Origin of the sequence: Campylobacter concisus (assembly GCF_003048445.1) — a bacterium.
Lineage (GTDB): Bacteria > Campylobacterota > Campylobacteria > Campylobacterales > Campylobacteraceae > Campylobacter_A > Campylobacter_A concisus_BF.
Genome location: NZ_PIQW01000001.1, coordinates 130,152 through 150,850, shown reverse-complemented (window position 1 = coordinate 150,850; position 20,699 = coordinate 130,152). Strand labels below are relative to the sequence as shown.

The window sequence follows — 20,699 nt, the reverse complement described above, 5'->3', positions numbered from 1 at the left end:
CAAATTTAGAAGCAAAATAAGTTAAATTTTACTTGACTTTAGCTACCATAAGCAACCATGATAATATACGGAAAACAGCTATTTTTACATATTTTGAACAAGCGCCCACAGATCCTAGAAGAGATCTATCTCTCAAAAGAGTGTGATAAAAAACTCTTCTCTAAAATTTGTGGTACTGGCAAGAAGATCATCCGCGTGGATAATCAAAAAGCTCAGTCGATGGCGCATGGCGGCAACCATCAAGGCTTTTTAGCAAGCGTTAGCGAGTTTGAGTTTTCAGACTTTAGTGAGCTCAAAAAGCTAAATTTCATCGCCGTGCTTTATGGCATAAGTGACGTCGGAAACATCGGTGCCATCGCTAGAAGCGCCTATGCTCTAGGCTGCGAAGGACTTGTCATCGTTACAAAAAGTGTAAATATGCAAGGCGTTTTAAGGTCAAGTAGCGGTGCTGCTTACGAGATACCAATAGCGATCTTTGAAGATGGACTTAGCCTGCTAAACGAGCTAAAACAGTGTGGTTTTAAGCTCTACGCGACGGCAAGCAACGGCAAAAATATAAAAGAGATGAAATTTGCTGGCAAAAGGGCTTTGGTGATGGGCTCAGAGGGCGAAGGCATACCGCAAAAAGCTCTAGCAAAGTGCGATGAGTGCGTCGGTATCAAGCTAAAAGATGGCTGGGACTCCCTAAATGTAAGTGCAGCTTTTGCGATAATTTGTGATAGGATGATAGATGAATGAATTAGAAAATTTAAAAGAGATAGGCATAAAAGAAATTTCGCGTAAAACGCACATTGAACCCACTTTTTTACAATACATTTTTGACAAAAATTTTGAAAAATTATCACGCTTAAACATGAGAGGCTATGCCAAAATTTTACAGCGTGAGTACGGTGTCGATCTTAGCGAACTTCTCGCTGAATACGACGCTTTCATGCAAGAAAATATGCCTGATGAGAGCAAAAAAACAAAAGTTAGCCCAAAAATTTCTTCTTACACGCCTGAAGATGTCTCTATCCAAAGGCAAAGCAGTGGTGGCGGGGCTGGATTTTTCTTCTGGATCATCATTTTAGCTATCATCGCTGGCGGCGCTTACTACTTTGACGCTTACAAATATGTCCAAAATTTCATAGCAAGCTTAAATGAAGACAACACAAGCGTGAGCTACTCGCAATCAAGTATCGTCAATGAAGTGAAGAAAAATATAATCGACACAAACGTAACGATCTCTCAAAACACTCCAAAGATCGATGCAAACGCTTCAAGCGTGAAAATTTCAGCTCCAGCTGAGCAAAACGTGACTGTAAGTCCTGCTAGTGTTGATCAAAATGCCCTAAAACCTAGCATGGCAGCCCAACCAGCTCCAAAAGTAGAGCAAAACGTGACAAAGCCACTAAATGAAGCGATCATCACACCAAAACAACGCGTTTGGATAGGCATCATCAACCTTGAAAATGGACAAAAAACATCAAGCGACACAAGCAAAAGTGTCAATATAAATTTAGACCAAAGACAGCTAGTCGTTTGCGGAAATGGCAACATCGAGCTTAAGATCGGCGATAAAGTGACAAGATATAACCCAAGCCGTCCAGCTAGATTTTTAGTAGAAAATGGCGATATGAAATTTTTAACTTATGACGAGTTTGTCGAGATGAATAAGGGTAAATCTTGGTAAAAAAACTAGCCATATTTCTTCTTTTTAGCGTTTTTTCATACGCTTTTGATCTAAATAGCAGCGCAAATGCACTAAGCAGCGGAAAAGATCTGCAAATTTCTTTAGAAAATTTAGACACTAACGGCTCGCTAAACGTCGGCGAGCTAGTCTCAAGGCTAAAGCAAAGCTCAAACTACGATGCTCTCTCATTTAGCTCAAATAGCTTAAATTTAAAATTTATAAGCACGCAAAAAGTCCCCTCAGCTCTATTTGTAAAATCGATAAATTTAGCTCTTGAAGATGCAAATATAAGCGTGGCAAGAGTAAATTCTCTAAAAAATGGCAGTGAAATTTCTTATGGGATTTTAGCTCTAAAAAGTGGCGGCATAGATCCAAATTTACTAAATTTCACGCTTAGTAAAAGTGGCTTTAAGATCATGGGATTTGATAGGCTTGATGGAAATTTAGCGCTTTATTTGGACGCTAAAAATATGAGCCTTGATGCGTCAAAAGTAAATTTTAACGAAGAGAGCCCGCTTGTAAAGAGTGGCGGCGTCTATATCGTCGACGTGGCAGGCGCAAGTAGCCTAAATATCATCTCAAACGAGCCAAACAAATGGGTGCCACTTGTTAGAATTTATGATAAAAATTTAAACCAAATCGATCTAAAAAGAGAAAACGAGATAAAAACTAACTACACCATAAATTTAGCTAATGACGCAAAATATGCGTTAATTAGCGATAATAACGACATAACTAACATTAAAAACGAGATAATTATCAAGCTTATAAAATAGGAGCAAACAGTGTTTGATGAGATAAGATTTAATACAATTGAGCGTTTGCCAAACTACGTTTTTGCCGAAGTAAATGCTATAAAAATGGCAGCACGCAGAGCTGGCGAGGACATCATCGACTTTTCTATGGGCAACCCAGAGGGCAGAACACCGCAGCACATCGTCGATAAACTATGCGAAAGCGCACAAAAAGACAAGACCCACGGCTACTCAGCCAGTGCTGGAATTTATAAGCTCCGCCTTGCCATTTGCAACTGGTATAAGCGCAAATACGGCGTAAATTTAGACCCAGAAACTGAAGCAGTAGCCACAATGGGCAGCAAAGAGGGCTTTGTGCATCTTGCTCAAGCCATAATAAACCCAGGCGACGTGGCTATCGTGCCTGATCCTGCATATCCGATACACACGCAAGCGTTTTTATTTGCTGGCGGAAGCGTCGCAAAGATGCCACTTCACTACAATGATAAATTTGAGCTAGACGAGAATAAATTTTTTGAAAACTTAATCCAGACGATACACGCAAGCTCACCAAAGCCAAAATATGTAGTCGTAAATTTCCCTCACAATCCAACGACCGTGACCGTACAAAAGAGCTTTTACGAGCGCCTTGTAAGCATCGCAAAGCAAGAGAGATTTTACATCATCTCAGATATCGCCTACGCCGATCTTACATTTGATGGCTACAAAACTCCAAGCATCTTTGAAGTAGAAGGCGCAAAAGATGTCGCAGTCGAGTGCTATACTCTTTCAAAAAGCTACAACATGGCTGGCTGGAGAGTTGGCTTCATGTGTGGAAACAAGAGGCTTTGTGCCGCACTTAAAAAGATAAAATCATGGGTTGATTACGGTATGTTTACGCCGATACAAGTATCAGCCACAGTCGCGCTTGACGGCGATCAAAGCTGCGTTGAAGAGATACGCCAAATTTATGAAAAAAGAAGAGATGTGATGATAGAGGCCTTTGCTCAGGCTGGTTGGGAGCTTAAAAAGCCAAATGCCAGCATGTTTATCTGGGCGAAACTTCCACCAAAGGTGAGCCACTTAGGCAGTCTTGAGTTTTCAAAGCAGCTTCTTACAAAGGCTTCAGTTGCTGTTAGTCCGGGCATTGGTTTTGGCGAGGGCGGAAACGACTATGTGCGCTTAGCTCTTATCGAAAATGAAAATAGGATAAGACAAGCAGCAAGAAATATAAAAAAATATTTGAAAGAATTTGAATGAATGTAGCGATATTGGGCGTTGGAACCGTTGGTGAGTCGGTTGCGAAAATTTTACTAAAAAACAAAAAGCTAATCGCAGCAAGATGTGGCGAAGAGATAGTGCCAGTCATCGGTGTGGTTAGAAATTTAAATAAAAAAAGAGACGCTGGCATCCCTTTGACTGACGATATAAATAGCGTCATAAACCGCGATGATATCGACGTTTTTGTCGAGCTTATGGGCGGTGTTGAAGAGCCTTTTAGAGTGGTGAGCGAAATTTTAAAGCGCAAAAAAGCGGTCGTCACTGCAAACAAGGCGCTTCTTGCCTATCACAGATATGCTTTGCAAAATTTAGCCAAAAACACGCCATTTGGCTTTGAAGCAAGCGTAGCTGGCGGTATACCGATCATCAGAGCCTTAAGAGAGGGGCTTAGCGCCAACCACATCTTAAGCATAAATGGCATACTAAATGGCACCAGCAACTACATCCTAACCTCGATGATGAATGAGGGCTCAAATTTCAAAGACGCGCTTAAAAAAGCACAAGAGCTTGGATACGCTGAGGCCGATCCTACCTTTGACGTGGGTGGCTTTGACACGGCTCACAAGCTTCTCATCCTTGCTAGCATCGCATACGGCGTGCACGGCGATCCAGAGGATATCTTGATCGAGGGGATACAAGGCATCACGCCAGAGGATATATTTTTCGCAAAAGATTTTGAATACTCAATAAAACTTCTAGCCATAGCCAAAAAAAGCGAGGGCAAGGTCGAGCTACGCGTGCATCCAGCGCTTGTACCGCAAAATAAAATGATAGCAAAGGCAAGCGGCGTGACAAATGCGATCAGCGTCGTTGGCGAGGTCGTTGGCGAGACTATGTATTATGGGCCTGGAGCTGGCGGCGACGCGACAGCAAGCGCGGTAATTAGCGATCTCATCGACATCGCAAGAGATAGCAAGTCGCCGATGCTTGGATACAAAGCGCCATTTGAGCTAAACACCTTAGAGCTTCTTGATCGCGACAGGATAAAGACGAAGTATTACTTTAGGCTAAAAGTCGAAGACAAAATGGGCGTGCTAGCAAAGATAACAAATTTAATGAGCGAAAACAATCTTTCAATCGATAGCTTGCTGCAAAAGCCAAAAGATGAGAGCGAGTATGCCGTGCTATTTTTCACGACGCACACGAGCTTGGAGGCTGATGCGAAGCGAACGATGGAGCTTTTAAAAGAGCAAGAGTATATAAAAGAAGAGCCATTTATGATGAGGATCGAGGAGTAGTTTGGGGCTAAAAGAATACCTCTTTGGTAAGAGCTCCGAAGATAGGGCTTGCGAGTTTTTGCGTAAGCTTGGTTTTGTCATTTTGGAGAGAAATTTTCACTCTAAATTTGGCGAGATCGACATCATCGCACTAAGTAGCGATAAAATTTTACATTTTATTGAAGTAAAAGCAACTAGCGGAGGATACGAAGCCCAGTATCGCCTAGACAAGGCAAAATATATGAAAATTTTAAAAACTATAAATTTTTATATGATGAAAAATGAGCCAAACAGGGACTTTCAGCTCGATCTGCTAGTTGTGAAAAACGAAGGCTTTGAGTTGATAGAAAATATTAGTTTATAATAAAATTTATTATTTAGCTAAAATTTAAATTTGATTTTGTATAATTGCCACATCTTGAAAATAAGGAGAACAAATGGGAAAATACATCGAACTCACAAAAGAAAATTTTGATGTAACAAAAGAAGGCGTTGCTCTAGTAGATTTCTGGGCTCCATGGTGCGGACCTTGCCGTATGCTAGCTCCAGTGATCGAAGAGCTTGCTGAAGACTTCGAGGGCAAAGCGAAAATTTGCAAGGTAAATACTGATGAAGAGCAAGATCTTGCAGTTGAGTTTGGCATCAGATCGATCCCAACATTGCTATTTTTCAAAAATGGCGAGCTAGTTGAGCAAATGGTCGGTGCGCAGTCAAAACAAGCCCTAACTGACAAACTAAATTCGCTTCTTTAATGAGCGAAAAAAGAAGAGGAAGTCTGCTTCCTCTTACCTATATATTTGGTTCATTTTTTGGTGCAGCTATGATAGCGGCTGCATTTGCGTATAGCAACTATCGTTTTTCACAATATAAATTTGTTGATTTTGCGAAGCTAGTTTTTTACGAAAAAAGCGAAATTTTCACTCCAAAAGAGCCAAAATACACGCTTTTAATCTTCAGTTCAAATCAATCAAAATTAGACGAAATTTTACCAACCAAAAATGAAACAGTTGTGGCGATCGATATCTTTCAAAAAAGATATGAGTCAAACTCAACACTAAAATACATAAGCTCAGATATAAATACGGTCCTAGAGCTTATGCGAAATTTAAGCATCACGAAGCTACCTAGCAGTGTTGAGATAGTTCATCAAAGGGGCGAAATTTACAAACAAAATTCGTCCATAAATGTTTTAGAATAAAGGAAATTTATGCTTGATTTAGCGATCATCGGAGGCGGTCCAGCAGGACTAAGCGCCGGACTTTACGCCACTAGAGGCGGATTAAAAAATGTTGTAATGTTTGAAAAAGGCGAGCCTGGCGGTCAGATCACCTCTAGCTCAGAGATAGAAAACTACCCAGGCCAAAAAGCCCCTGGCGAGAGCGGTTTTGACTTTATGAGCACTTGGTGGAAGCAGTGCAGCGCATTTGGACTAGTTCATAAGTGGGCAAACGTCGTTGGCGTTAGAAAAAATAGTGACGGCAGCTTTGAAATTTTACTTGAAGGCGGCAAGAGCGAGCAGGCAAAGGCTGTCATCGTAGCGACTGGCTCAACCCCAAGACGTGCTGGCTTTAAAGGCGAGGACGAGTTCTTTGGCAAAGGCGTTAGCACATGCGCAACATGCGATGGCTTCTTTTACAAAAACAAAGAGGTAGCCGTCCTTGGTGGTGGCGACACAGCTGTTGAAGAGGCACTTTATCTAGCAAATATCTGCTCAAAAGTTTATCTTGTGCATAGACGTGACGAGTTTAGAGCAGCGCCAACAACCGTTGAAAAAGCTAGAAAAAATGAGAAGATCGAGTTTATAACAAGTGCGACTGTAAAAGAGGCGCTTGGCGATAAGATGGGTCTAACAAAGATCGTGCTTGATACCAAAAATGGCGAGCGCGTGCTTGATGTGCCGGGCATTTTCACCTTTGTCGGACTAAATGTAAATAACGAAATTTTAAAAGATGAAAACGGCAAATTTATCTGCGAAATGGCTGATGGCGGACAGGTAAAGACTAACCTTAAAATGCAAACTAGCCTAAAAGGGCTCTTTGTGGCAGGCGACATCAGAGAGGACGCTCCAAAGCAAGTCATCGTAGCAGCAGGTGACGGCGCTGTGGCTGCACTTAGCGCTATGAGCTACATAGAAAGCTTGCATTAATACTCAAATTTAGCCAAATTTTTTGGCTAAATTTCTCTTTCAAAATAAACCTTTTAGCAAAAATTTACATTTTAAAAGTGCTTGATTTTTTAGGCTTATCAGAACATTTTTTCAAAAATTGCATTAAGAAAATAACTCTAGGGTAGAACATAACCTCTTTTGCATAAAATAGGCAAAAAGTATGCTCTAATATAATCAATATCCATTTTTCTGATCGCAGCAGTTACCACAATGATAATTTTTTATTAAATTCTTGCCTAAAGTAGCTCTTTTTCAAAAGCCATTTCGTAATCTCTCTATAATAAATTTTATGTTAAATTTCAACCAAAAATCAAAGGATAAATTTTGGTAAAAATAGGACTTTACGGCGCTAGCGGAAAGATGGCTCAAAGCATTATCTCTTGTTTAAAAGATGAAAAAGACGCCACTTTAAGCGTCGCTTTTAGCCAAAAAAATGAGGTTGAAAATTTAAGCAGTGAGCTTTTGACAAACGACTTTGCTAAATTTTTTGAAGCGTGCGACGTCATCATCGACTTTAGCCAAAAAGAGGCGACCGTAGCACTGCTAAACTACGCTAGGACCAACCCAAAACCACTAGTTATCGGCACGACTGGGCTAAATGACGACGAGAAAAACTTACTTCATCTAGCATCAGGCACTATGCCAATACTCTACGCAACAAACATGAGTCTAGGCGTAGCAGTGTTAAACCGCATAGCAAGGATAGCTTCGAAAGTTTTAAGAGAATTTGATATCGAGATCGTCGAGCAGCACCACAGACACAAAAAGGACGCTCCAAGCGGTACTGCGATGACCTTGGCTGGCTGCGTGGCAGAGGCAAGGGATCTAAATTTAAAAGATGTTTTAGTAACTGGACGAGCTGGCATGGTGGGCGCAAGAAGCAAAGATGAGATCGCGGTTATGGCGCTTCGTGGAGGCGACGTGGTCGGTCGTCACACGGTTGGCTTTTACAATGACGGCGAATTTATCGAGTTAAACCACACCGCAACTAGCAGAGCGACCTTTTCAAAAGGTGCGATCAAGGCTGCCATCTGGCTAAAAGATCAAAGCAGCGGTCTTTACTCAATAGATGATAGTTTGGGGCTTGATGATTAAATTTAGCCTTGATGACGCGCAGAGCTACAAGCTAGAATTTGGCGATAAATTCTACCTGCCAAAGCGCGAAAAGCGCCAAAATTTAAGAGCTGACGAGTTTGATTTGAGATGATGAAATTTAGTTTTAGCGTATTTGGATTGTTATAAATGGTGCAAATAACGAAGAATGTGCCAAATTTTGGATAACACGCCACTTACAAAAAGTGTTTAGGCGTTAAAAGTGAGATCAAATTTAACTGTAAAGATGAAATTTAAAAAGATGAAAAGAGGATAAAAGATGTGTGCGATAGTTGGTATCATAAATTCTAAAGATGCGGCGAAAACGGCGTATTATGCGCTATTTTCTATGCAACACCGCGGTCAAGAGGCAAGTGGCATCAGCGTCTGTAACGACGGCGAAATTTCCACTCACAAGGGCAACGGTCTAGTCACTGAGGTCTTTAATGAGGAGATCTTGAGCTCTCTAAAAGGCGACATGGCGATCGGCCACAATCGCTACGCAACAGCTGGCAAAAACTCAGGCCGTGACGCCCAGCCAATAGCCGCCAACTACGCCCTAGGTCAAATTTCGATCGTTCACAACGGAAATTTGGTCAATAAAGACGAGGTTAGAGACGAACTCATCAAAGATGGCGCGATATTTCAGACAAATATGGACACCGAAAACATTATCCACCTCATCGCAAGAAACCACGACGAACACTTGCAAGACCGCATCATCGCAGCACTTGACAAGATAAAAGGTGCTTACTGCTTGCTCGTGCAGTCACGCCACAAGACTTTTGCCATCAGAGACCGCTGGGGTGTTAGGCCGCTAAGCCTTGGCAGGCTAAAGGACGGCGGATATATCGTAGCTAGCGAGACTTGCGCGTTTGATCTTGTGGGAGCAACATTTATAAGAGATGTTAGACCTGGCGAGATGATAGTTTTTGAGCATGGCAAAAGCGAGTTTCAAAGCTTGCAGATTTTCGAGCCAGAGCCTAGAATTTGCGCCTTTGAGTACATCTACTTTGCGCGCCCAGATAGCGTGATAGAGGGCAAAAGCGTCTATGAAGTGAGAAAAAAGATGGGCGAGGTGCTTGCTAGAAAGAGCAAGATAAAGGCTGACTTTGTAGTGCCAGTGCCAGATAGTGGCGTGCCAGCGGCTCTTGGATACGCAAATGAGAGCAAGATCCCATTTGAGCTAGCCATCACCAGAAATCACTATGTGGGCAGAACCTTTATCGAGCCAAGTCAAGAGATGAGAAATTTAAAGGTCAAACTAAAGCTAAACCCTATGTCGAGCGTGCTAGCTGGTAAAAGCATCGTAGTGATCGATGACAGCATCGTTCGTGGAACCACTTCTAAAAAGGTGGTCGATCTCTTAAGACACGCAGGGGCGAAAGAAATTCACTTCAGAGTTGCGTGCCCTGAGCTCAAGTATCCTGAGCGATACGGCATAGACACACCAAGCTTTGAGGAGCTAATAAGCGCCAAAAAAAGCGTCGAAGAGGTCAGAGAGTACATCGGAGCTGACAGTTTGGAGTTTTTAAGCATTGATGAGCTTAAAGAGAGTATCGGCAATGAGAGAAAATACTCGCTTGTTAGCTTTGATGGTGATTATTTTATAAAATGAGAAATTTAGTAGTTTTACTGCTTGGGGTGCTCTTTTTTGTGGGCTGCTCGCAAAAGACGCCTAGTAAAAAGGATGAAATTTCCATCATGGTGAGCTACTTTGAGCTAAATGGCAAAAAGCAGCAACTACTCATAAAGAGCATGCCAAATTTGGCTGATAAAAATGCCAGTATGCCATTTTTTGGCATGATAAATTTTCTTGATCAAAACAAAACGACAAGTGCCTACTCTCTTATAAAAGGCCTTATAAACGTCATTGAAGCAGATAATGCCTCTATAAATTTAAACAAAGCTAGTGACGTTTTGGCTCTTAAAAAATCTAGCGAGATAAGGTTTTATGAGATAAGGCCTGATGTGGTTGAGAGTGTTAAATTTAGATCACCAAATGGCGTTTGTGGCGAGTTTTTGGCTCAAAAGCCAGTTTTTGTAAATGCGAACACCAACTACTACTTAAGAGACGATAGCTTTTTTGCAAGTTTAATTGATGCAAAATTTGTTTATAAAAAGGGTGCAAAGATACTAAAAAAGGAGTTTGCTTATAGCATATCTGAGCCCAAAATCCTAGAAGAAGCTAAAGAATTTACACAAAAATCAAACCAGCTTTTCTTAAACGATATGCAAAAGCTTGGCAGACTGCTTGACATGCTCTGCACATTTTAGCAAGCACTTACACGCTAAATTTATACTTTTTCATGGGCCAGCACCCTTTTAAAATTTATTTTAAGTACGGGGGGGGGTAGAATGCCTTTTTAAATCAAAAAGGAGATATCAAGATGAAAAAGCAAATTTTAGCTTCAGTATTAGCCAGCGTGTTAGCCACAAGTAGCGTATATGCTTGGGGCTTTGGGAGTAGTAGAGAAAAGCCAAATTATGATTATAGCGCTGATAAAAAGCTTATAGAAATAAATACTAGACCGATTAGCACTGATAATGCGAAATATTGGTGTTTTGATAAAGGCAATGATTTAGGTTGTCTTTCGCTAGAAAAATTAGAAGCTTTAGAGAGTAAAGACCTTAAAAAAGTTGTAAAATTCTACGAAAAAACCATTCCAGAATACTGCTACGATAAAAAATTTGCTCCAGCATGCAATATACCAGCTATTGATTTAATTAAATATAAAATAGTTTATTTTTCAAAAAGAAGTGATGATTACACAAAAATAAAAAATCAAGAATTTGATTATGCAAAAGTCCTTTCTGAGTCAAAAGCAGACGTAAAAATGCTTGAATATGGCTGCAATGAACTAAAAAGTGCCTATATATGTAGAGATCTACGCGATATGTATAAATATTTAGGTAACAAAGAAAAGACAAAAGAGTATAACGACAAAATGAAAAATGGTGATGAGAAGTGGAATTCGGTTCTTTATGATTATAAGCACATGCGATATATCCACGGTGGTTATTCAAGCTGGTTGCTTTTAGAAAAGATAAAGTAATTAAATAAAGTATTTTCTTTCGCTTTAGCTGACTTGTAAATTTCACTGCATTTCAAGTCAGCTATTTTAAATTTAAAGCTAAATTTAGCCCCCCCTGCTCTTTTAAATTTATCCTAAAGCATCTCTATAAATGCCTCGAGCCTTGTCTTGATCTGCCCAGCGTCGCTTGTAGAAAAGTCCGTCTCAAGCGCCATATAAGGCGTATCTACGTCGTTGCACGCCCTTTTTATATTGGTAGTTTCTACGTTATAGGTGTGACAGGCTTGCAGCACAACGTCGATCACGCCGTCCGCCTTATACTCTTTTATCATCTCTTGAAGCACATTTTCTCTATCTTTATTTGGCGACATGATCGAGCAAGGTATCGCCATGTAGCGCTTTGCTATGGCGCTAATTGGATCGTCATTTTCATCGACAAGGTTGCTAAAATTTTTAGTGCCAGTGCAGTTTTCGTAAGCTACCACGACGCCACCTGCCTCTTCTATGGCTGGCACGATCTTATCATAGACCCCGCCGCTTGGACAGCCTGTGATGATGATGCGTTTGGCGTCCTTATGCACGGGTGAAATTTTATCTCTCACGCACTCTTTTAGCTTACTTACGATGATCTCAAGGTCGCTTATCTGCTCCTCTTTGTCAAAGATAAAGCCATTTCCATATAGCAGTGCGTGTAGCTCTTTGCCGTTCATCGGTGGCGGTGTTAGCTTCATGAAATTTTGAATTTCCCCCATTAGCTCGCGCTCTTTGTTAAATAGCCTGATAGAGCTTCTAAGCTCCTCATCGCTTACGCTCACGCCAAATTTAGCCTCCAAACGCTCTTTTAGCTCCCTGACCTCATCTTGCCAAATCTCCAAGCTCTTTTGGCTCTTGAAATGCGGCAAATGCATGACATGCACATCTTTAAATTCGCCCATTAGCTCATACATCTTCTTCTTGCCGTCGCATGTCGTCTCACCGATAACGATATCAGAATTTCGCACAAATGGGCACTTATTCGCTTTTGCAAAGCCGTAGCTTGCTTTTATGAGCGGACAGAGGTTTTTAGGCAGGTACTTTTCGCCCTCGACCACGGCGTTATCGCCAGTTGCGCAGACGCTCACACTATAAGCGTTTGCTGCGTGGATGACCTCCCTTGGCGTGTAGGTGCAAAAGATAGCCGCGATCTTTTGGCCGCTATTTTTGACTGCTTCGACGTTTTGGGCTAAATTTTTCTTAGCGCCATCATAGGTAGCGAAAATTTCGCTCAAACTCATACTCTCATTTATCGCCATTTTCTCTCCTTAAATTTCTTATCCCTGCAAGGCTAGCGCCTATCGCACCGCAGTAGATCGCATCTTCGTGCGTGCTGACGCTAGCTTGCAAGCACACTTCTAAATTTTCTCTCACATACTCGCTCTTACTAAAGCCGCCGCTTAAGAAATAGCTCGTATTTGCCTGTTTTTTGACCAAATTTGAAATTTTATTTATAGCTGAGACGATCACCGCTTTTGCGATATTTTCTCGTGATACGTTTTGAGCGATGAGACTTATGATCTCAGACTCCGCAAAGACCGTGCACATCGAGCTTATGGATATATCTTTGTCGCTATTTTTAGCAAGGCGTGTAAGCTCATCAAACCTAACTCCAAGGCGGTTTGACATCACTTCAAGAAATTTACCAGTGCCAGCTGAACACTTGTCATTCATCGTAAAGTCCGTCACTGAGCCATTTTCAAGCTTGATGGCCTTCGTATCTTGTCCGCCCACGTCTATAACTGTGCAGTCGCTTTTGCAAAAGTAGTGCGCCCCAAGCGCGTGACAGGTGATCTCTGTAAGGGTTTTATCAGCGTATGGCACCGAAACTCTGCCGTAACCTGTCGCAGTAAAATATAGCTCGCCAAGGTTTAAAGATAAAACTCGCTCTTTTATAAGCATGGCCGTATCTGCGCTGCTCCAGCCAGTTGGGAGTAAAAACAGCTCCTTTATCTCGCCGCTACTTGCCTCTATGACGGCAACTTTTGCAGAAGTTGAGCCTATATCAATACCGATTGAGTGCATTTTGTATCCAAAAAAGGTCTTTCTAAAACTTAGAACTGGCGTGATTTTACTCACTTTAAGACAAATTTGTCAATAAATAAGACTAAATTTAGAGCTAGATTAGTTTTAAAGCTATTTAAAAGGAAATTTAGTAATATACACACGATTTTGTCACAAAGGATAAAGATGAAAAATGTTTTAAAATTTAGTGCAGCTCTAGTGATCGCAGCGCTTTTTGCAGGGTGCGCAAGCGAGAGCTCAAGAGTGGTCGAAACTCCAAAAGTAGCAAGCTATGGCTCAGTCTATAACGGCAAAAAGGTCTCAGTTTCTATTGGCCGCTTTAATAATCAATCAAACTACGGTAATGGCGTTTTTAGTGATAACGAGGATAGACTTGGCAACCAAGCTCAAAGCATCCTAATCACAAATTTACAGCAAAGCGGTAGATTTTCAGTGCTTGAGAGATCAAATATGTCAGTCCTCAAACAAGAGAGCGAGCTAAGCAAAGAGACTCAAAATTTAAAAGGCTCAAGATACGTCATAACTGGCGATGTGACCGAATTTGGCCGCAAAACAACAGGCGATCACCAGCTATTTGGCATACTTGGCAAAGGCAAAAAGCAAACCGCCTACTCAAAGGTAAATTTAAACGTTGTCGATACCAAAACAGCTGAGGTCGTCTATTCAGTTAGTGGCGCTGGCGAATACACCCTCTCAAACAGAGAAATAATCGGCTTTGGCGGCACCGCTGGATACGACTCTACGCTAAATGGCAAGGTGCTAAGCCTAGCGATAGTTGAAGCGGTAAATAACCTAGTAAATGGCATAGAAAGCGGAGCATGGCAAGTAAAATAAAGCTTGCCTGCCTTGGCGCTCTTGCGCTCTTAGTTGCAGGGTGCAGCAACGCAAGTGGTCCAAGGTCGCTTTACTACTGGGACGGCACATATAGTAGCTCGCTATATAGCTATCTAAACGAAGATGGCGACGCAACCGAGCAAATTTCACGATTAGAAAATTTAGTGCAAAACTCAACCAAAAGGGGCTACAAGGTTGCGCCAGGGCTATACGCACACCTTGGACTTTTATACTTAAATAATGGGAATTTAGGCGCTGCAAATGCAAATTTTGACAAAGAAGTAGAGAATTTCCCAGAGTCAAGGGAGTATATAAATTTCATAAAAGGCTCTAAAAATTTAACCCCAAAAAAGCAGAGCAAAAAAGAGGGAGCGAAAGATGAAAAATAGCCTGAAATTTATAGCTGTGACGCTTCTTGCGATATTTTTTGCGGGTTGTTCTTTCAAAGAGCCTGAGCCATACGACTACTCAGCCTTTTTGCAAAAAAAGCCACGCTCCATCCTAGTGCTCATGCCAACAAACGATAGCACCGAAGTAAGCGGCTCAGCAGCCGTTCTAGCTAACTCAGTAGCCCCACTTAGCGAGGCTGGATACTATGTATTTCCAGTGGCTCTTGTAAATGATACATTTAAGCAAAATGGCATAACCGAGCCAAGCGAGATCGCAGCCGTGCCACTGAATAAGCTTGATAAAATTTTTCACGCCGATAGCGTGCTTTACATCAACATAAAAGACTATGGCACGAGCTACGTCGTGGTCTCAAGCTCGACAAAGGTAGTGCTTGAAGCAAAGCTAGTCGATATAAAAAGTGGCGCGACGCTCTGGCAAGGCGAGGCAGCAGCTGCAGAGGATAGCGGCAGCGGGCAAAACAGCCTGCTTGGCATGCTAGTCTCGGCCGTCATCACGCAGGTAGCAAACACCATCTCAGACAGATCATACGACCTAGCAGTAAGAGCTGATGCCTACCTCTTTTCTAGAAACTGCCACGACTGCATACTTTATGGGCCATACTCGCCTCACTACGGCAAAGACGCCCAGCTACATAAAGATAGATAAATTTAATGTCCAGCCATCAACTTGGAGTGCTTCTTACGCTAGTTGGTGGCGTACTTTGGGGATTTAGCGGAGTTTGTGGGCAGTATCTCTTCTCGCAAGGCATTAGCGCTGATTTTCTAGTGCCTTATAGGCTCTTGCTAGCTGGCGCTTTTATCGTGCTCTACTACGCTTTTAAGGCTCCAAAGGCCGTTTTTGCGCCAGTTACTGACGTAAAACTGATGACCGAGCTTCTCACATACGCCCTGCTTGGACTTATGATGACGCAGTATGCTTACTTTTACTCGATCGAGCTCTCAAACGCCGCAGTTGCGACCGTCATTCAATACACCGCGCCAGTTCTCATCCTAGCCATCATCTGCCTAAAAGAGAGGCGAGCGCCAAGACCGCTTGAAATTTTGGCTCTGCTTTGCGCGATGCTTGGGGTCTTTTTCTTGGCCACGCACGCGCAAATTTCAGCCCTTGTCATCTCGCCAGAAGCGCTATTTTGGTGCTTAGTAAGTGCTGTTTGCGTCTGCGTTTATAACCTAGCTCCCGCAAGGCTAAATGCCAAATACTCAGTCGCGCTCACGCTTGGCTGGGGCATGGTGATAGGTGGCGTGGTGCTTTGCCTTTATATTAGAGTGTGGGAGTTTGCGGGGCTTAGTGGCACGGCACAGTGGCTGGCATTTCTCGCCGTCATCACGCTTGGCACGATATTTGCATTTAGCCTTTATATGACTGGAGTTAAGCTCATAGGCGCCTCAAAGGCCAGCATGATAGCCTGCATAGAGCCACTAAGTGCCGCATTTTTTGGCTACTTTTGGCTTGGGACAAAGTTTGTCTTTTGGGACTTTTTAGGCTTTGCTCTCATCATATCATGCATATTTTTACTTTCAAAGAAGAGAGATGATATACCTAGCGCAAACTGACACGACGGCTGGCTTTTTAAGCAAAGACTACAAAGAGATAAACCACGCTAAAATGCGAAGCGAGGGCAAACCTTGCCTCATCACGACGGCTAAATTTAGCGTTTTACGTGAGCTTGCTAGAGCGCCAAAAAAGTATAAAAATTTCATCCGCCACTCAAGAAAAACGACATTTTTATATCCAAATTTAAAGGCGATCAGGGTCGTAAAAGAGTGCGAGCATGAGAAATTTTTAAGCAAATTTGACTGGCTCTACTCAAGCAGCGCAAACAAAAATGGTATGAAATTTGATGAAACTTGGGCTAGAAGTGTGGCTGATGAAGTTGTTGATGAGCACTTTTTTGAAGATATGCCATCAAAAATTTATAAAATTTCAAAGAGCAGACTAAAAAAGATCCGCTAGTTAAATTTGCGCCATGCACTTTTCTTAAATTTAGGTGGTTTTTGTAGTTTGAAATGATAAATTTGCTAAATTTCACAGCTAACAAGAGCGGTTTTAAAAGCTAGTTTTTTAGACAAGGTCTAAATTTAATCTACTAATTATATAAATTTAATTTACAAATATCCAAACTAAATTTAGCCCTTCACTTGCTATAAACCTCACCCTAGACTATATTTTGAAATTTAAAGTCTGCCAGATGCTTTAGCCAAGCACTGGCTGATATAAATTTGAGCCAATATCTAAAGTTGCCCACTAAGACCAAATTTAAGTCATTCAGGCTCTGCCAACTCGCATAAATTTACAAATTTAGAGCAAGAAAGGACTAAATTTCATTAAATTTAGCTCATTTGTGCGGGTAAAGTAGCTATTCGACGCAACACAACTACAACTACGCAAGAAAAATCAGTCAAGCCACAAATTTAAAATTTTAGCCACTATCAAAATTTAGATGCAGAGATAGTCAAATAAGCAAATTTAACAGCCTTCAAAACCTAAATTTAGCCGTTTTGCAAATTCAGTCACCACAGCTAGTTGCTTTTTCACGGGCAAAAATAGTCTTTGTAAAACGCAAACTACTCTATAAATTTCTCGTGACTACATCAGATCAGACAAATTTACTTATCAAGCATAAATTTACAAATTTGAAGCGCCAGAACCCAAAAAAACAGTCTTTCTAAATTTAAAGCAGCCAAGCCCTAAATTTGGCTAAATTTAGCCCACTCCACTTGGCATAAATAGATAAATTTACAAGCTGATTATTAAATTTGGTTTTTGGATTAAATTTTACTTGCTAGCCCCTTTGGCTGGCACCAAAGGGAATTTACTAGCAAATTTTGATTATAGTTTTGCTTTTCTTTTGCGCTCTGTTGGGTCTAAATAGCGCTTGCGAACGCGGATATTTATAGGCGTAACCTCGACTAGCTCGTCATCCTCGATCCACTCTAGCGCGCGCTCAAGGCTTAGCTTTCTAGGCGGTACTAGCTTGATCGCATCGTCACTACCGCTTGCACGCACGTTCGTTAGGTTTTTGCCTTTTATTGGATTTACATCAAGGTCGTTTGGACGGCTGTGCTCGCCGATGATCATGCCCACATAGACTTTTGCCTGCGGATCAAGAAATAGCACGCCACGATCTTGCAAGTTAAATAGCGAATAAGCAAGCGTTACGCCGTTTTCCATAGAAACTAGTGCGCCGTTTGTTCTGTGCTCGACGGTGCCGCTTAGTGGCCTAAACTCCAAAAAGCTGTGGTTCATAACGCCCTCGCCTTTTGTATCAGTCAAAAACTGGCTTCTAAAGCCGATAAGGCCGCGAGCTGGGATCTCAAATTCTATCCTTGTTTGGCCGTCGCCTGTTGGGTTCATAGAGACCATTTCAGCTTTTCTTTTGCCAAGTTTTTCTATGACTGTGCCTGTCGTATCATCAGGCGCGTCGATCACTAAAAGCTCGTATGGCTCGCATTTTACGCCGTTTATCTCTTTTACGATGACCTCAGGTCTGCCAAGTAAAAACTCATAGCCCTCGCGGCGCATATTTTCAGCCAAAATGGTGATCTGAAGCTCACCACGACCGCTTACTTTAAATTTGCCCTCGCCGATGTTTTCATACTTCATCGCGATATTTGTCTTCATCTCGTTTGCAAGGCGCTCATCGATCTTATTTGATGTGACGTGTTTGCCCTCAGTGCCTGCAAGTGGGCCATCATTTACAGAAAATACAACGCTAAGTGTTGGCTCTTCGATATGAAGAGGATCAAGCGGATGAGGGTTGTTTGGATCAACGACGCTATCGCCAACGTCAAGCGCGTCAAAGCCAGCGATCGCTACAATGTCGCCAGTGCCAGCCTCGTTTATATCGATCCTGTCAAGTCCCATAAAGCCAATGAGTTTTGAAATTCTACCAGTTGTCTTCGTGCCATCAGCCTTTGCAAGCATAACATTTTGGTTTTTAGCTATCTTGCCGTTAAAAATCCTCGCAATGCCGATCTTGCCGACGTAGTTGTCATAATCAAGCGTGAAAACTTGAAGCTGAAGTGGGTTCTCGTCGCTACCACTTGGAGCTGGTACGTGAGCTAGGATAGTCTCGAAAAGTGGCTGCATATCTTTGTTTTCATCGCTTAGTTTTAGCTTTGCGTAGCCATTTTTAGCAGCGGCATAAACTACTGGAAATTCTAGCTGCTCATCATTTGCGTCAAGTGCGACAAAAAGGTCAAAAATTTCATTTATAACGCGGTCTGGATCGCCTGCAGGTTTGTCTATCTTATTTACGACGACGATTGGGCGAAGTCCAAGAGATAGCGCCTTTTTGACGACGAATTTAGTTTGTGGCATAACACCTTCTTGCGCATCGACAAGTAGTAAAACGCCATCAACCATCTTAAGAACACGCTCAACCTCGCCACCAAAGTCAGCGTGGCCCGGGGTGTCGATGATGTTGATCTTTGTATCTTTGTAGCGAATGGCGGTGTTTTTAGAAAGGATCGTGATGCCACGCTCTCTTTCGATGTCGTTGCTATCCATTACACGCTCGCCAAGGTTTTGATGCTCGTTAAATGTTCCTGACTGCTTCAAAAGCTCATCAACCATTGTTGTTTTACCGTGGTCGACGTGCGCGATGACGGCTATATTTCGTATCTTTTCCAAATTTTTCTCCGTTTATTAGTTTGATATTTTTCGCTTTATCAGTTTTAAAATAGGGGCAGATTATAGCCAAATTTTTATAAATTTTAAGCTGATATCAAGAAATTAATTTTTGGAATAGATTTTGCATGTAAGCGTTAAGTTTTTAAATTTAAAGGGATTAAATGCAAGCTTACACAGCGAAAAACAACGTAGATTTGCTAGCTCCAGCGGCTACTAAAAAGCCTGCGGCTGCGAAGAAGTCTCAAAACAACGGCGAGTTTTTGTCGATGGTTTTGGATGCGGCTGCGAGCAAGGCAAATAGCGGTCAAAAGATCACCGAAAAGGATGTCAAAGAGATAGTAAAAACTGTTGATATCCAAAAAGAGACGATAGAAAAGGCGCAAAACGAAAGCGTGGCAAAAATTTCAGCCGCACTTGAAGAAAATTTGGACGAAGATACAAAAAATGAGCTCTATGAAAATGCAAATTTCATGCAGCTTTTGCAAGTTTTAGAAATTCTAAATGGCAATGAAAAAGTAAGCAAATTTCCAAATTTCAGCGACAAAATAGCAAATTTCTTAAGTGTGCCCCAAAACGTCGAAGAGCTTAGCAACGTTAAAAGCGTTGGCGATCTTATCGACCTTGCTAAGAAATTTGACCTTGGCCTTGAAAATATAGAAATTTCAAACGAAGATGTGCCAAAACTAAACGATATGTTTAAAAATTTGGGCAAGCAGGAATTTTTCACGCCGATAAAGACTGAGGACAAGCCTTTTTACCTAAAAGAGCTAAAAAACGAAGTCGAGCAAACTATCATCAAAAACGAGCCAAAAGAGGTCGTAAAGCTTGATACTTTGCTAAAAGAGGTGGTGGCAAATCCAACAAATGAAGTTAAAAATTTAGTCAAAGAAGAGCCTAAAAAACTAGATGATAGTGAAGTAAAGCTTGATGATGAGCTAGTGGATGTTGAGCCAGAGGAGCAGCCAAAAGAGCCAAAAGTAAAGGTAAATTTACACGAGCAAAAGGCGCAAAAAGCCCCAACTCTTGAGTCGCTACTCTTTCCAGAAAGAGAGCAGATGAGCGAGACTGAGCCAAGCGAGGAGACCTTTAGCAGCGATAATAAATCAGAGCTAAATCAAATGGTAAAAGACATCGCAAATAGCGCTAAACACCAGCTTCAGACAAAGGCGGAGATAAAGGAGACGCTTAGTAATTTCTCTTCTACGCTAAAAGAGCAGGTGCAAAACTACAAAGCACCGATCACTCGCTTTAACATCACACTTAACCCACTAAATTTAGGCGAAGTCGAGATCACGATGGTTAATCGCGGCAATAATTTGCATGTAAATTTTAACTCTACAACGGCTACGATGAACCTCTTTTTACAAAACCAAGCTGAGTTTAAAAACAGCCTTGTAAATATGGGATTTACCGAGCTTGAGATGAATTTCTCAGATCAAAACCAAAGACAAGAAAAAAGAGAACAAGCAAAGAACAAATATAGCTCAAATCAAAGCGACGAGAGCGAAAACGCTCAAGCGGAACAAAGCTTGCTTGAGCTAGTAATACCAAGATATATTTAGGAGA

22 protein-coding genes are annotated in these 20,699 nt (G+C 41.7%); 19 read left to right on the top strand and 3 right to left on the bottom strand.

The window, feature by feature from the left end:
* Positions 1–57 precede the first annotated feature (57 nt).
* From rlmB to CVT14_RS00795, 13 genes are all read left to right on the top strand, one after another.
* The gene (gene rlmB / locus CVT14_RS00855) at positions 58–738 is read left to right on the top strand and encodes a 23S rRNA (guanosine(2251)-2'-O)-methyltransferase RlmB (protein ID WP_103567913.1); all 681 of its coding nucleotides are present in this window, start codon (positions 58–60) and stop codon (positions 736–738) included.
* On the top strand, positions 731–1,672 hold the full coding sequence (locus tag CVT14_RS00850) for a phosphatidylglycerophosphate synthase (protein ID WP_107849460.1): 942 nt from the start codon (positions 731–733) through the stop codon (positions 1,670–1,672). Before rlmB ends, CVT14_RS00850 begins: the two co-directional genes overlap by 8 nt.
* Positions 1,666–2,448 carry a hypothetical protein gene (locus CVT14_RS00845; protein WP_103643462.1) on the top strand — a complete coding sequence of 261 codons (783 nt, stop codon included), beginning with the start codon at positions 1,666–1,668 and terminating at the stop codon, positions 2,446–2,448. Before CVT14_RS00850 ends, CVT14_RS00845 begins: the two co-directional genes overlap by 7 nt.
* A 9-nt stretch (positions 2,449–2,457) precedes the next feature.
* On the top strand, positions 2,458–3,666 hold the full coding sequence (locus tag CVT14_RS00840; RefSeq protein WP_021085635.1) for an LL-diaminopimelate aminotransferase: 1,209 nt from the start codon (positions 2,458–2,460) through the stop codon (positions 3,664–3,666).
* Entirely contained in the window at positions 3,663–4,925 is a 1,263-nt protein-coding gene (locus CVT14_RS00835) for a homoserine dehydrogenase (RefSeq protein WP_103573262.1), read from the top strand. The genes CVT14_RS00840 and CVT14_RS00835 overlap by 4 nt, the downstream gene beginning before the upstream one ends.
* Before the next feature lies 1 nt (position 4,926).
* Positions 4,927–5,268, top strand: a complete 342-nt coding sequence (locus CVT14_RS00830; RefSeq protein ID WP_107849459.1) for a YraN family protein — start codon at positions 4,927–4,929, stop codon at positions 5,266–5,268.
* 73 nt (positions 5,269–5,341) lie between these two features.
* Complete coding sequence (trxA, locus tag CVT14_RS00825; RefSeq protein WP_107849458.1) at positions 5,342–5,656, top strand: thioredoxin; 315 nt, start codon at positions 5,342–5,344, stop codon at positions 5,654–5,656.
* The gene (locus tag CVT14_RS00820; RefSeq protein ID WP_004318021.1) at positions 5,656–6,102 is read left to right on the top strand and encodes a hypothetical protein; all 447 of its coding nucleotides are present in this window, start codon (positions 5,656–5,658) and stop codon (positions 6,100–6,102) included. Before trxA ends, CVT14_RS00820 begins: the two co-directional genes overlap by 1 nt.
* Positions 6,103–6,111: 9 nt before the next feature.
* Positions 6,112–7,050, top strand: coding sequence for an NAD(P)/FAD-dependent oxidoreductase (locus CVT14_RS00815; protein WP_009295038.1), 939 nt, complete (start codon positions 6,112–6,114; stop codon positions 7,048–7,050).
* 345 nt (positions 7,051–7,395) lie between these two features.
* Positions 7,396–8,166 carry a 4-hydroxy-tetrahydrodipicolinate reductase gene (gene dapB / locus CVT14_RS00810; protein ID WP_012001050.1) on the top strand — a complete coding sequence of 257 codons (771 nt, stop codon included), beginning with the start codon at positions 7,396–7,398 and terminating at the stop codon, positions 8,164–8,166.
* 277 nt (positions 8,167–8,443) lie between these two features.
* The gene (gene purF / locus CVT14_RS00805) at positions 8,444–9,781 is read left to right on the top strand and encodes an amidophosphoribosyltransferase (RefSeq protein WP_103573969.1); all 1,338 of its coding nucleotides are present in this window, start codon (positions 8,444–8,446) and stop codon (positions 9,779–9,781) included.
* Positions 9,778–10,440: a hypothetical protein gene (locus tag CVT14_RS00800; protein ID WP_107849457.1), complete on the top strand. Its 663-nt coding sequence runs from the start codon at positions 9,778–9,780 to the stop codon at positions 10,438–10,440. The genes purF and CVT14_RS00800 overlap by 4 nt, the downstream gene beginning before the upstream one ends.
* A 113-nt stretch (positions 10,441–10,553) precedes the next feature.
* A complete protein-coding gene (locus tag CVT14_RS00795) occupies positions 10,554–11,219 on the top strand; it encodes a hypothetical protein (protein ID WP_107849456.1) in 666 nt (221 codons plus the stop codon).
* Positions 11,220–11,332: 113 nt separating this feature from the next.
* Here the strand turns inward: CVT14_RS00795 and CVT14_RS00790 are convergent, their stop codons facing one another.
* Together CVT14_RS00790 and CVT14_RS00785 are read right to left on the bottom strand one after the other, a co-directional pair.
* On the bottom strand, positions 11,333–12,490 hold the full coding sequence (locus CVT14_RS00790) for a double-cubane-cluster-containing anaerobic reductase (RefSeq protein ID WP_107849455.1): 1,158 nt from the start codon (positions 12,488–12,490) through the stop codon (positions 11,333–11,335).
* Positions 12,477–13,256 carry an acyl-CoA dehydratase activase gene (locus CVT14_RS00785; RefSeq protein ID WP_107849454.1) on the bottom strand — a complete coding sequence of 260 codons (780 nt, stop codon included), beginning with the start codon at positions 13,254–13,256 and terminating at the stop codon, positions 12,477–12,479. Before CVT14_RS00785 ends, CVT14_RS00790 begins: the two co-directional genes overlap by 14 nt.
* Before the next feature lie 165 nt (positions 13,257–13,421).
* Here CVT14_RS00785 and CVT14_RS00780 point away from each other — a divergent pair, with 165 nt between their 5' ends.
* The 5 genes from CVT14_RS00780 to CVT14_RS00760 are packed head-to-tail and all read left to right on the top strand — an operon-like array spanning position 13,422 to position 16,454.
* Positions 13,422–14,090, top strand: a complete 669-nt coding sequence (locus tag CVT14_RS00780) for a CsgG/HfaB family protein (RefSeq protein ID WP_021088791.1) — start codon at positions 13,422–13,424, stop codon at positions 14,088–14,090.
* Positions 14,075–14,479, top strand: coding sequence for a DUF4810 domain-containing protein (locus CVT14_RS00775; protein WP_107849453.1), 405 nt, complete (start codon positions 14,075–14,077; stop codon positions 14,477–14,479). Before CVT14_RS00780 ends, CVT14_RS00775 begins: the two co-directional genes overlap by 16 nt.
* Positions 14,469–15,146, top strand: coding sequence for a DUF799 domain-containing protein (locus tag CVT14_RS00770; RefSeq protein WP_021088701.1), 678 nt, complete (start codon positions 14,469–14,471; stop codon positions 15,144–15,146). The genes CVT14_RS00775 and CVT14_RS00770 overlap by 11 nt, the downstream gene beginning before the upstream one ends.
* 5 nt (positions 15,147–15,151) lie before the next feature.
* Positions 15,152–16,054 (top strand): DMT family transporter, encoded by a 903-nt coding sequence (locus tag CVT14_RS00765; protein WP_107849452.1) that lies wholly within the window; start codon positions 15,152–15,154, stop codon positions 16,052–16,054.
* Entirely contained in the window at positions 16,032–16,454 is a 423-nt protein-coding gene (locus CVT14_RS00760; RefSeq protein ID WP_107849451.1) for a Sua5 YciO YrdC YwlC family protein, read from the top strand. Before CVT14_RS00765 ends, CVT14_RS00760 begins: the two co-directional genes overlap by 23 nt.
* An 876-nt stretch (positions 16,455–17,330) precedes the next feature.
* Here the strand turns inward: CVT14_RS00760 and typA are convergent.
* Entirely contained in the window at positions 17,331–19,133 is a 1,803-nt protein-coding gene (typA, locus tag CVT14_RS00755; RefSeq protein WP_004317297.1) for a translational GTPase TypA, read from the bottom strand.
* 161 nt (positions 19,134–19,294) lie between these two features.
* Here typA and CVT14_RS00750 point away from each other — a divergent pair, with 161 nt between their 5' ends.
* On the top strand, positions 19,295–20,695 hold the full coding sequence (locus CVT14_RS00750) for a flagellar hook-length control protein FliK (RefSeq protein WP_107849450.1): 1,401 nt from the start codon (positions 19,295–19,297) through the stop codon (positions 20,693–20,695).
* Positions 20,696–20,699 lie beyond the last annotated feature (4 nt).

What these genes read in the sequence shown, in the direction of transcription:
- rlmB (WP_103567913.1), top strand. Translation starts at nt 58, where the DNA reads ATGATAATATACGGAAAACAGCTATTTTTACATATTTTGAACAAGCGC.
- CVT14_RS00850 (WP_107849460.1), top strand. Translation starts at nt 731, where the DNA reads ATGAATGAATTAGAAAATTTAAAAGAGATAGGCATAAAAGAAATTTCG.
- CVT14_RS00835 (WP_103573262.1), top strand. Translation starts at nt 3,663, where the DNA reads ATGAATGTAGCGATATTGGGCGTTGGAACCGTTGGTGAGTCGGTTGCG.
- trxA (WP_107849458.1), top strand. Translation starts at nt 5,342, where the DNA reads ATGGGAAAATACATCGAACTCACAAAAGAAAATTTTGATGTAACAAAA.
- CVT14_RS00820 (WP_004318021.1), top strand. Translation starts at nt 5,656, where the DNA reads ATGAGCGAAAAAAGAAGAGGAAGTCTGCTTCCTCTTACCTATATATTT.
- CVT14_RS00815 (WP_009295038.1), top strand. Translation starts at nt 6,112, where the DNA reads ATGCTTGATTTAGCGATCATCGGAGGCGGTCCAGCAGGACTAAGCGCC.
- purF (WP_103573969.1), top strand. Translation starts at nt 8,444, where the DNA reads ATGTGTGCGATAGTTGGTATCATAAATTCTAAAGATGCGGCGAAAACG.
- CVT14_RS00800 (WP_107849457.1), top strand. Translation starts at nt 9,778, where the DNA reads ATGAGAAATTTAGTAGTTTTACTGCTTGGGGTGCTCTTTTTTGTGGGC.
- CVT14_RS00795 (WP_107849456.1), top strand. Translation starts at nt 10,554, where the DNA reads ATGAAAAAGCAAATTTTAGCTTCAGTATTAGCCAGCGTGTTAGCCACA.
- CVT14_RS00790 (WP_107849455.1), bottom strand. Translation starts at nt 12,490, where the DNA reads ATGGCGATAAATGAGAGTATGAGTTTGAGCGAAATTTTCGCTACCTAT.
- CVT14_RS00785 (WP_107849454.1), bottom strand. Translation starts at nt 13,256, where the DNA reads ATGCACTCAATCGGTATTGATATAGGCTCAACTTCTGCAAAAGTTGCC.
- CVT14_RS00780 (WP_021088791.1), top strand. Translation starts at nt 13,422, where the DNA reads ATGAAAAATGTTTTAAAATTTAGTGCAGCTCTAGTGATCGCAGCGCTT.
- CVT14_RS00775 (WP_107849453.1), top strand. Translation starts at nt 14,075, where the DNA reads ATGGCAAGTAAAATAAAGCTTGCCTGCCTTGGCGCTCTTGCGCTCTTA.
- CVT14_RS00770 (WP_021088701.1), top strand. Translation starts at nt 14,469, where the DNA reads ATGAAAAATAGCCTGAAATTTATAGCTGTGACGCTTCTTGCGATATTT.
- CVT14_RS00765 (WP_107849452.1), top strand. Translation starts at nt 15,152, where the DNA reads ATGTCCAGCCATCAACTTGGAGTGCTTCTTACGCTAGTTGGTGGCGTA.
- CVT14_RS00760 (WP_107849451.1), top strand. Translation starts at nt 16,032, where the DNA reads ATGATATACCTAGCGCAAACTGACACGACGGCTGGCTTTTTAAGCAAA.
- CVT14_RS00750 (WP_107849450.1), top strand. Translation starts at nt 19,295, where the DNA reads ATGCAAGCTTACACAGCGAAAAACAACGTAGATTTGCTAGCTCCAGCG.